The organism is Actinomadura kijaniata (genome assembly GCF_014138665.1).
In the GTDB taxonomy this organism is placed as follows: domain Bacteria; phylum Actinomycetota; class Actinomycetes; order Streptosporangiales; family Streptosporangiaceae; genus Spirillospora; species Spirillospora kijaniata.
This window is the reverse complement of the sequence record NZ_JACJIA010000013.1, coordinates 12046-25528: the sequence shown is the minus strand read 5'-3', so window position 1 is coordinate 25528 and position 13483 is coordinate 12046. Positions and strand designations below refer to the sequence as shown.

The 13483-nt window shown below is 77.3% G+C and carries 10 protein-coding genes; 7 read left to right on the top strand and 3 right to left on the bottom strand.

The features are described from left to right. The first annotated feature begins 13 nt into the window (after positions 1–13). Entirely contained in the window at positions 14–313 is a 300-nt protein-coding gene (locus HNR61_RS36600; RefSeq protein ID WP_182847731.1) for a metal-sensitive transcriptional regulator, read from the top strand. A gap of 62 nt (positions 314–375) precedes the next feature. Here the strand turns inward: HNR61_RS36600 and HNR61_RS36595 are convergent, their stop codons facing one another. The 3 genes from HNR61_RS36595 to ggt form a co-directional block, all read right to left on the bottom strand. Then, positions 376–1224, bottom strand: coding sequence for an oxygenase MpaB family protein (locus tag HNR61_RS36595; RefSeq protein WP_312898274.1), 849 nt, complete (start codon positions 1222–1224; stop codon positions 376–378). Positions 1225–1315: 91 nt separating this feature from the next. Next, a complete protein-coding gene (gene cutA / locus HNR61_RS36590; protein WP_182847729.1) occupies positions 1316–1684 on the bottom strand; it encodes a divalent-cation tolerance protein CutA in 369 nt (122 codons plus the stop codon). Between the two features lie 96 nt (positions 1685–1780). Next, entirely contained in the window at positions 1781–3682 is a 1902-nt protein-coding gene (gene ggt / locus HNR61_RS36585) for a gamma-glutamyltransferase (RefSeq protein WP_312898273.1), read from the bottom strand. Positions 3683–3857: 175 nt separating this feature from the next. On the opposite strand from ggt, the gene HNR61_RS49570 reads away from it, so the two are divergent. Genes HNR61_RS49570 through HNR61_RS36555 form a run of 6 tightly spaced genes read left to right on the top strand, consistent with a single transcriptional unit; the run spans position 3858 to position 13481 of the window. Beyond that, the gene (locus HNR61_RS49570; RefSeq protein ID WP_182847728.1) at positions 3858–6695 is read left to right on the top strand and encodes an AAA family ATPase; all 2838 of its coding nucleotides are present in this window, start codon (positions 3858–3860) and stop codon (positions 6693–6695) included. Further along, positions 6692–7876 (top strand): serine/threonine-protein kinase, encoded by a 1185-nt coding sequence (locus HNR61_RS36575; RefSeq protein ID WP_182847727.1) that lies wholly within the window; start codon positions 6692–6694, stop codon positions 7874–7876. Before HNR61_RS49570 ends, HNR61_RS36575 begins: the two co-directional genes overlap by 4 nt. Next, a complete protein-coding gene (locus tag HNR61_RS49565) occupies positions 7876–10791 on the top strand; it encodes a hypothetical protein (RefSeq protein WP_182847726.1) in 2916 nt (971 codons plus the stop codon). The genes HNR61_RS36575 and HNR61_RS49565 overlap by 1 nt, the downstream gene beginning before the upstream one ends. Then, a complete protein-coding gene (locus HNR61_RS36565) occupies positions 10791–12488 on the top strand; it encodes a protein kinase family protein (protein WP_182847725.1) in 1698 nt (565 codons plus the stop codon). Before HNR61_RS49565 ends, HNR61_RS36565 begins: the two co-directional genes overlap by 1 nt. Beyond that, positions 12485–12943: a hypothetical protein gene (locus HNR61_RS36560; protein WP_182847724.1), complete on the top strand. Its 459-nt coding sequence runs from the start codon at positions 12485–12487 to the stop codon at positions 12941–12943. Before HNR61_RS36565 ends, HNR61_RS36560 begins: the two co-directional genes overlap by 4 nt. Further along, positions 12927–13481, top strand: coding sequence for a hypothetical protein (locus HNR61_RS36555; protein ID WP_182847723.1), 555 nt, complete (start codon positions 12927–12929; stop codon positions 13479–13481). Before HNR61_RS36560 ends, HNR61_RS36555 begins: the two co-directional genes overlap by 17 nt. Positions 13482–13483 lie beyond the last annotated feature (2 nt).

Below are 13483 nucleotides of genomic sequence, written 5' to 3'. Positions count from 1 at the left end.
TGCGAGGACGACGATGGCGACCAGCGAGACCCCCACCCGCGGCTACACCGCGACCAAGGACCAGCTCCAGACCCGGCTGCGCCGGATCGAGGGCCAGGTGCGCGGCATCGAGCGGATGGTGGAGGACGACCGGTACTGCATCGACGTCCTCACCCAGATCAGCGCGATCCAGGCGGCCCTGGACAAGGTCGCCCTCGGCCTGCTGGACGGGCACGTGCGCCACTGCGTGGCCGAGGGCGCCGAGGAGGGCAAGGGCGACGCCATGTCCACCGAGCTGATGGCGGCCGTCGGCCGCCTGATGCGCCGCGGCTGACCCCGTCCGGGGGCCGTCCGGGGGCCGTCCGGGGGCCGTCCGGGGGCCGGGCGCGGGCGGGCTCAGGAGGCCAGGCCCCAGGTCACCGCGTCGGCGGCGTGCTCGCGGGTCAGGCGGCGGGCGCGCCGGGCGTCGGGCGTGTAGCGGAACCGCTCGGGGATCACGTGCGTGGTCCGGTACAGGCCCTTGAGGGTCAGCGTCGCCGCCAGGTCCGACGTCGGCAGGCCGGGCAGGCCGTACATGCGGCGCGCCCAGCGCGGCAGCGTGGACACCACCAGCAGCCCGAGCGCCGGGGCGGCCAGCTTCAGCGGCAGCAGCTGGCGCGGCACCGCGGGGTTGAACAGCCGGCGCATGCCCTCCTTCGCCTCCTCGCAGGCCCAGATCTGGCGGCGCATGTCGGCGTAGTAGTCGCGCATGTCCGCCACCGAGGCCGGAACGTCGTCGGGGTCCAGCCCCACCACGGCGGCGGCGCGGCGCTGCTCGTCCACGAACCGGTCGCGGTCGGCGCGGCCGAGCGGGACCCCGGCGCGCACGGCGATGTCGAGGTAGGAGTCCACCTCCCCCATGTGCACCCACAGCAGGTTCTCGGGGTCGTCCACCGGGAAGACCTCGCCGGTGCGCAGGTCGACGCCCCGCAGCTTGGAGTGCAGCTTGCGGATGCGGCGGCCGACGCGGTCGACCTCCTCGGTGGTGCCCCAGGTGCGGACCCGCACGAACTCGACGGTGCGTCCCAGCCGCGCCCAGGCGGCCCGGGGGTCCATCAGCTCGGAGTTCTGCGCGGTGCCCCACATCGAGTGCGGGTGCAGCGCCTGGAGCACCAGGGCCCGCACGCCGCCGACCGCCAGCACCGGCTCCCCCATGACCCGCCAGGTCACCGAGCCCGGCCCGAACAGCCCGTAGTCCTCAGCCACCGCCGCGTCCCTTCGCCATAACGGGGTAATTAATGACTTATTGCCCGAATATGGCATGGCCCACACCGGCCACGGGAGGGGAGGGGCGGGGTCAGTCCGCGGGGACCTCCACCGCCTCCTCGTCCTCGTCCTCCTCGGGCGGCTCGGTCTGCTCGGCGACCCAGGCCAGGTAGTCCATGCTGCCCGCCACCACGGAGGTCGCGATGATCTCCGGGGTGTCGTAGGAGTGCTCCTGGTCGATGAGGCTGGCCAGTTCGTCGAACCGGTCGGAGGTGGTCTTGAACACCACCATCCACTCCTCGGCCGACTCGATCGCGCCCTCCCACCAGTAGGTGCTGGCGATCGGCCCGACCAGCTGGGCGCAGGCCGCCAGCCGGCCCTCGACGGCGGACCTGGCGAGCGCGGCGGCCTCGGCCCGCGAGTCGGTGGTCGTGGTGACCTGTACATACGCCTGCGCCATGGAAGGCTCCTTCCCCCTACCGACTGATCGTAGCCCGGCGGCCCGGCCGCGTTCCGAGTGCCCGCGGCCGGGCCGCCGGGAACGTCCGGTCCCGTGTCACCGGCGGGGGCGCACCACCATCGCGCTGCCGCCGCCGCGCCGGGTCGGCTCGGCGACCGCCTGCACCAGGCGCGGCGACAGGAACTCCAGGCCGGTCGCCGCGCCGATCGTCCCGGCGGGCGGCCCGGGGAACGGCGCCACGTCGTGGCCCTTGGCGGTCAGCGCGGTCCCGTACCGGTCGATGAAGCCCTGCTCGGCGAAGACCTGCGGGGTGTTGCGCTGGGTGGCGCGCGGCGCGGCCAGCGCGGTCGGCAGGTCCATGCGCAGGTCGATCCGGTTCAGCAGGATCTGCAGCACCGTCGTGATGATCGTGGAGCCGCCGGGGGTGCCGACCGCGAGCTTCGGCCGTCCGTGGCCGTCCAGCACGATGGTCGGGGCCTGGCTGCTGCGCGGCCGCTTGCCGGGGCCGGGCAGGTTCGGGTCGGGCGGCGAGCCCGGCGCGGGCGGCTGGAGCGTGAAGTCGGTCAGCTCGTTGTTGAGCAGGAACCCGCGCCCCGGAACGGTGATGCCGCTGCCGCCGAACTGCTCCAGCGTGATGTTGTAGGCGACGACGTTGCCCCACTTGTCGGCGGTGACCAGGTGGGTGGTCTGCGGGCCCTCGTAGGTGGTGGAGACCGCGGGCGCCGCGGGGACCCTGCACTTCTCGTAGCGGCCGTCGGGGCTGCCGGGCGGGACGGGCGCGGTGGCGGCCCGGTCGGGGTTGATGAGGCAGGCGCGCTCGCGGGCGAAGCCGCGCGACAGCAGCTCGTCCAGCGGCACCTTCACGTGCCGGGGATCGCCGACGTACCGGCCCCGGTCGGCGTAGGCGAGCTTGGACGCCTCCAGGTAGTGGTGCAGGGTGCGGACGGTGTCGTCGGGGCCGAGCTTGAAGTGGCCGAGGATGTTGAGGGCCTCGCCGATGGTGGAGCCGCCGGACGACGACGGCTGCTGGCCGTAGACGTCCAGGCCGCGGTAGGTGACGCGGGTGGGACGCGGGGTCAGCGCCCGGTAGGCGGCCAGGTCCCGGGTCTCCATCAGGCCGGGGCGGACGTTGAGCCCGGAGGCCGGGTCCACCTTCGGCTTCCGCACGGTCCGCACGACCTCGCGGCCGAGACCGCCCCGGTAGAACCAGCCGGGTCCGCGCTTGGCCAGCTCGCGGTAGGTGCGGGCGAGGTCGGGGTTGCGGAACGTCGAGCCGACCGCGGGCGCCTGGCCGTTGCGCAGGAACACCTCGCGGGTGGCGGGGAAGGCGTTGAAGCGCTTCTGGTTCAGCGCCGTCTGGTCGTGGAACTCCTGGTCCACGACGAACCCCTTCTCGGCCAGCCGGATCGCGGGCTTGAGGAGCGCCGGCAGGCTGCGGGTGCCGTGGCGGCGCAGCGCGGTCTCCCACTGCGCGACGGTGCCGGGCACGCCGACGCCGAGCCCGCTGGTGACGGCCTGGTCGAACGGGATCGCCTTGCCGGTCGCGGGGTCCACGAACGAGTCGGCCCGCATCCGCCGCGGCGCGGCCTCGCGCCCGTCGACGGTGTGGACGCGGCGCTTCCTGGCGTCGTAGTACAGCACGTAGCCGCCTCCGCCGAGGGCGGCGACGTACGGCTCGCTGACACCGAGGGCGGCGGTGGCGGCGACGGCGGCGTCCATCGCGTTGCCGCCCTTCTTCAGCACCTCGATCGCGACGGCGCTGGCGTAGGGGTCGACGGTGGAGACGGCTCCGCCGTACCCGGTCGCGACGGGCCGCTTGGCCGGCCCGGCGGGCGGCTGCGTCAGCGGCGGCGTCAGCGGCCGCCGCGACGACGGTTCCGCCAGGGCCGGGCCCGGAACGGCCAGCGCGGCGGCGGTCAGGGCCACCCCGGCGGCCACCGCCGTGCCGCGCGGCGCGCGGGACGAGGGCGAACGGGGAGACGACACGCGAAGGGACACGGGACCTCCTGTGGTTTCCGGCGCCCTCACATTCCCACTGATCGTCGATCCACACCACCGATCCACGCCCACCGCGCCAAGATCGGCAAGGGGATGGCGCGGGAACCGGCCGGTTTGAGAGCATGGGTGCCCCGCAGCGTCCCCCGACCCCCCGCCCGGGCCGCCTGGAGTGACCTTGCTGTCGTTCTCCCTGCTGTTCACCGACGGACTGTTCACCCCGCAGCGCCTCGGCGATCCGCGCGCCGCCGACGTGCTGCACGCGGCGACCGACCGCGCCTCGGACCGGGTGCGCACCAGCGACCTGCTGCACGCGGCGGTCGCCGCCGGGGACCCGGCGCTGCTGCCGGTCCTGGCGCGGACGCTGCCGGAGGGCGTCGCCGAGCGGCACCTGCTGGCCGGGATCGAGATCTACAACCCGGGGCGCTCCCCCGACGACGACGGCCCGGCGTTCGACGGGCGGCGCGAGCGGTTCGACGGCGCGGCGCTGGCGGCGCTGCGCGCGTTCGACGCCGAGTTCGCCTCCCTGGCGGCCGCCGACCCCGGCCGGGCCCGGCACTGGTCGCTGGAGCTGCTGGTCGCGGCCGTGCTGGAGAACCTGGACGCCGACGACCGCGAGTACCTGGGCGCGGTGCTGGACCCCGGCGCGACCGCGGCGGTGCTGCGCGAGCGGGTCCGGGTCGCCGGCCGGCCGCCCGCGCCGCTGCTGGAGGAGGGGTCGGGGCGGCTGCGGTCGGAGGAGTTCACCGAGGACGGCTGGGCGGTGCTGGAGCAGGCCGCCGCGCGGGCCGCCGAGCTCGGCTACGACCGGGTCCTGCCGCCGCACGTGCTGCTGGCGCTGCTCGGCCAGACCGAGGGGACCGCCGAGCACCTGGTCCGGTTGCAGGTGCCGCCGCAGATGGGCCCGGTGCGGGTCGCCGAGATCGTGGCGGAGGCGTTCCGGCTGCTGGACGGGGGCCGTCCCCGCCCCGGGGCGGCCCCGCCGCTGGACCGCGCCGGGCTCGGCGGCCCGACGCTCGACCTGCTGGCCGAGGCGCGGCGCGACGCGCGGGGGCGCGGCGCGGACCGCGTCGGCCCCGACCACCTGCTCGGCGCGGTGCTGGCGGACCCGCCCCAGCGGCTGCGCGCCGTCCTCACCGCCCCGCCGCTCGCCCTGGACCTGGACCTGCTGCGCGACAACCTGGAACGGCGGCTGCGCGACGCCGGGACGCCACACGAGACCGCCTTCCGGCTCCCGCCCGGGCTGCCGCCGTCGCAGGACCTGACCTGGCTGGCCCGCACCGGCGGCCTCGCCCCGGCGCCGCACCTGGACCGCTACTTCGACCCGCTGTGCCGGGCGCTGCACCGCGCCGAGGCCCACCACGTCCTGATCACCGGCGATCCGGGGACCGGCACCACGACGCTGCTGGGCGAGCTGGCGCGGCGCGCGGCGGCCGGGGAGATCCCGTTCCTGCGGCGCAAGCGGTTCCTGCACGTGGACTGCGGGGACGTCGCGCCCGGCGACAGCGCCGCCGCGCTCGCCGGGATCGTCGGCCACGTCGCGGGCCGCACCGACGTGATCGTGTGCGCCGACGGGCTGGGCGCGCTGCTGCGCGGCCCGCACGGCACCGACCACCGGCTGGCGCTGCGCGCGGCGCTCAAGGAGGGCCGCCTCCACCTGGTCGGGGTGCTGACCCCGCAGGACTTCGAGGACCTGGTCGGCGCCGACCGGGCGCTGCTGGAGCTGACCACCCGGATCGAGGTGGCCGAGCCCGGCCCGGCCGAGGCCCGCGACATGGCCGCGCGGGCCGCCGGGAGGCTGGCCGAACGGTTCGGCGTGCGGGCCGACGACCGCGCCGTGGACCTGGCGGTGGTGCTGTCGTCGGACCTGATCCTCAGCGAGCGCCTGCCCGCCAAGGCCGTCCGCGTCCTGCACCGCGCCTGCGAGGACCTGCACTACCGCCGCTCCCAGGCGGGCGAGACCCGCGACACCGTCGGGCCCGACGACGTGGTGGAGGTCGTCGCGGAGCTGTCGGGCGTCCCGGCCGCGCAGATCCACGGCGGCGGCGAGCGCACCGACTTCGCGCGGGTGCTGTCGGAGTCGGTGGTCGGGCAGCCGGGGGCGGTGCGGGCGGTGGCCGCCGAGCTGCGCCGCGTCAAGGCGGGCCTGGCCGGTCCCGGCCGCCCGGCGTCGGTGATGCTGTTCGCGGGGCTGACCGGCGTCGGCAAGACCGAGACCGCCAAGACCCTCGCCCGCGTCTACTCGGCGTCCAAGCGGCTGCGGACCTACCCGATGGAGAACTTCGCCGAGCCGCACAGCATCGCCGGGATCATCGGGTCGCCGCCCGGCTACGTCGGCCACGACTCGGGCGGGCGGCTGGTCAACGACCTCAACGCCGACCCCTACTGCGTGTTCCTGCTGGACGAGGCGGAGAAGGCGCACCCGGAGGTGTGGCGGCCGTTCCTCAACCTGTTCGACGAGGGCTGGATCACCGACCAGCGCGGGGTGAAGGCGTTCGCCGACCGGGCGGTGTTCATCCTCACCACCAACGCCGGGCACGACCTGATCGCCGAGATGGCGGCGGCGGGCCGCCCCGACGAGGATATCGCCGCCGCGGTGCGGCGGGTGCTGCGGGAGGTCCGCCACCCCCGGTCGGGGCAGGCGACGTTCCCGCCGGAGTTCCTGGCCCGGCTGCGGCAGGTGGTGGTGTTCCGGCCGCTGGACCGGGCGGCGATGGCGGGGATCTGCGCCAGGCTGCTGCGCGAGCAGCGGGAGTTCTGGCGCGCCCGCCGCGGCAAGGACCTGGTCGTCCCCGAGGCGCTGGCCGGGCACATCGCCGACCTGGCGTACGCGGCCGACCGGGGGTCCGGCGGCGCGGAGGGCGGCCGGGTGGTGTCCCGGCTGGTCTCGCGGCTGGTGGAGGACCCGATCACCCTGGCGGCGGACCGGGACCCCGGGGCGTTCCGCGCGGCCGGGCGCGTCGAGCTGCTGTTCCGGCCCGGCGGCGACCCCCCGGTGGAGGCGGTTCCGCGGTGAACGGCGGCACCCCGGTGACCGGGGACCTCAAGGCGTTGCGGGGCACCGTGCTCGACGGCCGGTACCCGCTGGAGGAGTGGCTGGGCGAGGGCGGGTTCGGCGGGGTGTTCCGCAGCCGGCAGCGGCTGCTGGGCGCGCCGGTGCGGCAGGTGGCGGTCAAGCTGTCACGGCGCACCGGACTGACCGAGGCGAACGTGCGGGAGCTGTTCGGCGACGCGCTGCTGCTGGCCGAGGCGATGGACGGCATGACCGACACCGAGGCCCGCGCGCACCTGGTGCACCTGTACGACACGGGCGTCGCCGACGGGCGCGGCTACCTGGTGATGGAGTACGTGCAGGGCACCACGCTGGCGGCGCAGTTCGCGTCGCTGCCGGGGGGCGTCCCGGCGCGGCTGATGACGCGGTGGGCGCGGCAGGTCGCGGTGGCGCTGCGCGGACTGCACTCGCTCACGCCGCCGCTGCTGCACCGCGACCTCAAACCCGACAACGTCCTGCTCGGCCTGGACCGCACGGTCCGGCTGGTCGACTTCGGGCTGGCCGCGCGGATGGTGGCGGGCGGCCACGTCGAGGGCGTCGCCGGGACGCTCGCCTACATGGCCCCCGAGACCTGGCGGGGGCGGAGCGTGCGGGCCTCCGACCTGTACTCGCTGGGCCTGCTGGTCTACGAGGGGCTGACCGGGCGGCACCCCTACGGGCACCTGCACCCGCCCTACGGCCTGCCCGCCGACGCGCACGGCGACTGGCTGTACGAGGCCCGCCGCGAGATCATCGTCGATCCGCCGTCGCGGCTGAACAACACCGTCCCGCCCGCGCTCGACGCGCTGGTGCTGCGCTGCCTGGCCCACGACCCGCGCGACCGGTTCGGCACGGCCGAGGAGCTCATCGAGGCGATCGACCAGCCCGCCCCGGCGGCGCCCGCGCGCCCCGCGCCGCGCGGCGCGGCCGCCGACCTGGTCCGCGAGGCGGACCTGCTGGCCGACCGGGGCGACCACGCCGGGGCCGCCCGCCGTTACGAGCGCGCGTGGCGGACGGTCCGCGACGCTCCCGCCTCGCCGGACGATCGGGCCGAACGCGTCGCGCTCCTCGATCGTCTCAGTAGGGCGTACCGCCGGATCGGCAACGACTTCCAGGCCGACCGCTACGCCGAACTCGGCCGCCGGGAAGGGGGCGGGGACCGTTGATGGCGCAGGAGGGCGCGTTCGGGCGCATCTTCAACCGCGACCGGCGGCTGCGCCGGCGCTGGACCGCGGCGCTGGCCGAGCCCGACCCGGCGCGGGCCCTGGCGCGGCTGCGCGAGATCCGCGACGGCATCGCCGCCGACCCCGCCGGGACGGGCGGGCTGTGGCCCGAGTTCCAGGCCGCGATGCTGGACCCCCGGCTGCTGCCGCTGCTGACCGGCGACGACTTCGCGGCGCTGGAGGACGCCGGGGCGCGGACCGGCGCGGGCGCGTGGTGGCCGCTGATCGCGGCGCGGGCGGCGCGCGGCGAGGAACGCGAGGCCCGCGAGCTGATCGGCCGCTGCCCGCCGTCGCTGCCGCCGGAGTGGACGGGGCTGGCGCGGGAGCTGCTGCGCGTGGACTTCGGCTCGGGCCTCCTGCGGGTGCGCGAGGCCGGGGAGGCGGCCCGGCGTCTCGCCGTCCCGGGGCTGGAGGGCACCCTCGCCCTGCACGCGCTGCTGGTCGGGGACGACCCGGCCCGCGCCGCCGCGCTGCTGGAGCACGCCCCCGCCGACGAGACGGCGTTCGCGGCGCTGCTGGCGGCCCGGCTGCGGCTGGGCGAGCACGCCGCCGTCGCCGCGCTGGCCGCGCGGCCCGGCCGCCCCACCTCCCGCGCGATCGAGGAACTGGCCGAGCTCGGCCGCGCCCTGCACTGGCTCGACACCCCCGACCCCACCGCCGACTCCACCGCCGACCCCACCACCGGGCCCGTCCCCGTCGAACGCCTCGTCCGCTTCACCGTCGCCCTGCACGCCGGGGAGTGGCTGGACTACGCCATCGGCCGGACGTACCTGCTGGACGGCGACGCCCGCCGCGCCGCCCGCGTCCTCGTCCCGCTCGCCGACGCCTTCCCCGGCCGCCCCGACTGGGCCTACCACGCCGCCTGGGCGCTGCTGCTGACCGGCGACCACGAGGGGATCGCGCGGCTGCACGACCGCTCCCCCACCTGGGCGACCGCCTGCCTGCTGCGGGACGCCGCCCCCGACACCGCGACGCCGCAGACCGCACCGGAGACCGCGCCGCCCGCCGCGTACGCGGACCTGGCCGCCGCGCGCGCCGCGCTGGCCGGCGGCGCGCGCGTCCCGATCGAGTCCCGCGACTGGCTGCGGACCGGCGGCCCGCTCGGCGACCACCTGGAGGCGCTGCGCACCGTGCTCGGGCTGCGGTACGCCCGCCGCGCCGCCTGGCCGATGACCCAGGCCGTCGAGTCGCCGCTGTTCCAGCGCCTGCCCGCCCCCGAACGCCTCCGCTGGCAGGGCCTGGCCGCGCTGCTCACCGACCCCGGCCGGGGCCGCGCGCTGCTCACCGAGGCGGCCCGCGTCCACGGCTACGGCCGCGCCGCGCTCGCGCTCGCCGTCCACGAGGCGCGGGAGGGCGACCTCGCCGCCGCGCGCCGCCTGCTCGACGGGCCGCCGCGCCTGGAGGGCCGCAAACCCGAACTGCTGCGGACCTGGCTCCAGGCCCGCGACGACGACGCCGACCACGCGTCGCCCGACCGGCTCGACGCCCTCGCCGGAGACCTGTCCCGCGCCCGGCACGCGGCGGCGCACCTGCGGCTGCGCCGGGCCGTCCTCGGGCAGGACCACAGCGACACCGAGGAGGTCCGGCGGCTGGCGGGCGAGGCGGCGCGGGCGTTCGACGCGCCCGGATCCTCGCGCGACCTGCGCGCCCTGGCCCGCGCCGCCGAGGCGCTGGCCACCGGGGAACCGCCCGTCGGCGAGCCCGCCGCGCTGCGCCGCGCGGTCCCCGGCCACCCCTGGGCCACCTGGGTCCTCGGCCTGGCCGAGCTGTCGGCCGACGGGGCGGGCGCCGACCCCGCGCTGGCGGCCCGGCTCGCCGCGATGGCCGAGGGGTCCGCGCGCGCCGCGGCGGTCCTGGCCGCCGCGCTCGCCGGTGCCTGCCTGCGGGCCGCCGAGCACGAGCGGGGCCCGTTCGCCGACCTGCTGGCCGCGCTCGCCGCCGCCCACGACCACCCCGAGGTCCGCCGCCTCCACGGCCTCGTCCACGGCGCGGGGTTCCCCGGCGCGCTGACCGCCGCGCGCCGGGCCCTCACCGCCGGCGACCGGGACGCCGCCCTCGCCGCGCTCCGCGACGCCCCCGCCGCCGGGCCCGTCGAGCGGCGGATCCGCGACCTGCTGGCCGCCGCGCTCGCCGGGGAGCCCGGTGACGCCGAACTCCCCGAGGGCCTTCCCGCGCCGCTGACCGCGCTGCTCGCCACGGCGCAGGCGGCGGCGCTGGCCGGGACCGACCCGCAGCGGTGCCGGACGCTGCTGCTGCGCGCCCTGCCCCACTACGACGTCACCCGGCTCGTCGACCTCGGCCGCGCGCTGCCCGCCCTGTGCGCGGCCCCCGGCCAGGGCGGCGGCGCGCGCCCCCGCGAACTGTCGGCGCTGGTCCGGCGGGCCGCCGCCGACGACGGGTTCGACCCGCTCACGCTGGCCCGCTGCGCCACCGCCGTCGGCGACCACCAGACCGCCGACAAGGCGTGGCGGACGGCGCTGCGCGGCACCGACGACCCGGCCGTCCGCGAGGAGTACGGCGGCTACCTGTGCCACCGCGCGGTCGTCGCCCACCGCGACGGCGGCGCCCTGGAGGCGGCGCGGCTGCTGCGCGGGGCCGCCAGGATCCTCGACGGCCAGGAACCGAGCCAGTTCCTGCCCGACGAGGACGAGGTCGCCGAGATCCGCCGCGTGTACGAGGAGCGGCTCGCCGCCTCCACCGCCCCGCGGCGGAGGATCCTGACCGCCGAGTGGAACCGCGCCGACCTGCGTTACCGGCAGGCCGCCGCGAGCAGGCAGGTCGCCAAGGCCCTGGTCCACTTCGAGGAGATGCGGTCGCTGGCCGCCACGGGCTCGCTGCGCGCACGGTGGGAGGACTGATGGCCAAGGCGCCCTCCGGGCGGCTCATCGACGAGCTGGCGCACGGGCTGGAACTCCACACGTGCGTCGAGCGGCTGCTGGAGCACCTGTTCCCCCGCCACCCCGCCGACGAGCCCGAACGCGCCGGACGCCACCGCCCCCTGGAGGCCGTCGTCGAGGCCGAGCCCGCGCTGCGCGAAGCGCTGCTCGACCAGGACCGCCCCGCGATCACCCGCCGGTGGCGGCGCTGCCTGGCCGCGCGCGCCGCCGACGTCCCCCTCCTGCACGACCTGGCCGTCCTGTACCGCGAACGCGCCCTGGCCGAGATCGCCCGGGGCGGCGACGGCGAGGGCGCCGACACGGACCTGGCCGTCGCCACCTGCCTGTGGGCGCTGCTGCCCGTCCCCGCCGAGCACGCCGCCGCCCGCGACCAGGTCACCGGCGAGCTCGTCGGCCTGCACGCCGCGCGGGGCGCGCACGCCCTGGCGGCGGGCCGTTCCGACGCGGCCCGGCTGCACCTGCGCTGCCTGGAGGCCTGCCGGTCCGGCCCGGCCGCCCTCACCGCCCTGCTGGCCGACCTCGGCGTCCCCGCCGCCGTCACCGCCGACACGAGCGGCCCGCAGCGCCAGGCGGACGCCGCGCTCGACCGCTGGTGCACCGACCTGGTCGACAGGGCGCGGGCCCGGCTCACCGACCCCGAGGCCATCGCCCGGCTCCCCGAGGGCGTCCCCGAGGACTACGAGAACGCCATCGCCACGCTGGCCCCGCTCGCGCGCCTCGACGTCCCGAACCCCGGCCTGCTGTCCACCGGGCTGGGCTGGCACAACGACTGGTGCTACTGCCTGTACTCCCGCAAGGACGCGGGCGGGCTGCGGCGGGTGCTGGGGTCGGCCCGCCAGTTCGCCGACCGGCTCGCCCCGCACTGCGTCCCCGACCGGGGCCACCTGCCGGAGAACCGCGCGCTGTCGGTCCACCACCTGTTCCGCGGCGTCGTCGCCGACGGCGACCCCGACTGCATCGCCGCCTACGAGGAGGCGCTGCGCTGGAACCGCGACAACGACAACGCCGCCGAGCTGCTGGTGCAGAGCCGCCTGCGGCACGGCGACGCCCTGGCCGGGCAGGGCCGGTTCGCCGCCGCGCTCGCCGAGGGCGAGGCGGCGCGCCGGATCGCGCCCGCCGACCCGAACGTGACGGCGTTCATCCGCGACATGACCGGCTACGCCGCCGAGGAGGGCACCTTCGGCGTGCTGCGCGACGCCCGCCGCAACCTGGAGTCCCAGCACTACGACCGGGTGCTGCGCGACCTGGAGGCGATCCCGCCCGCGTCGCGGTTCCACGCGACCGCGCGGAAGCTGCGGCTGGAGGCGCACCTCGGCCGCGGCATGGCGTACGCCAACACGGTGATCGGGGCCTCCGACCGCGGGTCGGTGCGCGGCATGTCCCTGGAACCGGCCGTGACCGACCTGCGCCAGGCCCTCGCCCTGGCCGACTCCGCCGACGACCGCGCGTTCGTCGCCCGGTCGCTGTCGGGCGTGCTGAACGCCTGGGCCGTCAACCAGGTCGAGGCGGCCATGGCCCCCGGCAGCGCCCCCGGGCGGCTCCCCATCGCCGCCTACGAGGCGGTGGCCCTGCTGCACGAGGCGATCGACCTCGACCCCGGCAACTCGGCGGCGCGCGGCAACCTCGACGACATCAAACGAGTGGCGGGCATCACGTGAAGAACGAGGCCAGACCCAACCCCTTCCACGTCCTCGGGCTCTCCCCGGACGCCGACCGCGACACGGTCGTGGCGCGCGGCCGGGAGCTGTCCGACCTCGCCGACACCGAGGAACGGCGCGCCCTGTGCGGCTGGGCCGTCCGCGAGCTGCTCGGCTCCCCCGGGACCCGGCGCGTCCACGAGCTGCTGGAGGTGCCCGGCGCGGCCTACCGCGACGAGGAGTGGGAGGACTTCGCGCGCCGCCACCGCCGCCGCCCCGCCAACACCAAGGCGCTCAAGCGGGCCGCCGAGGAGCTGCGCACCGCCGACTTCGACCTGGCCGCGATCCTCGGCCTGGTGCTGGACGGCCTGCTGGAGCCCCCGCCGGTGGACCTGGCCGAGGGGGTCCGCGCCGCGCCCGTCCCCCCGGGCCCCGGCGACCCGCCGCTGGAGGTGACCGATGTCCTCTTCGGATGAGCGCCCCTCCGCGACGGAGCCGTACGGGTGGGAGGCGTTCGCCGAGCGTCCCGTGCCCGGGGACGGCGACTTCGAGTCGCCCGCCAGGGAGCTGCGGGCCGTGCTGCGGCGCTACCGGGCCGATCTGGGCGCCGAGCGCGGGCGGGCCCGGGACGCCGCCAGCGACGCGCTGGTGGTGGCCGTCGAGCAGGGCGTGCTGGTCGCGCAGTTCGCCGCCGCGCTGGAACGCCGTGCCGACGCGCTGCGCGAGGCCGGGCTCGGCCTGGTCCACAAGGAGCTGCGGGTCCTGAAGGACCAGATGCTGGAGGCGCTGCGCGGCGGCGGCGTGACCGTGCAGGACCCGGTCGGGCTGCCGCTGGCGGAGGTCGCCGACCGGGTCGAGGTGATCGGGTGGCGGCACGCGCCCGAGTACCCCGCCCCGGTCGTCGCCGAGACCCACGAGGTCGTCGTGCTGCACCGCGGCACGGTCGTGCGGCCCGGCCAGGTCACCATGGGCGCCCCGCCCCCGAACGAACCCCCCGACGAGGAGCAGCGATAGCG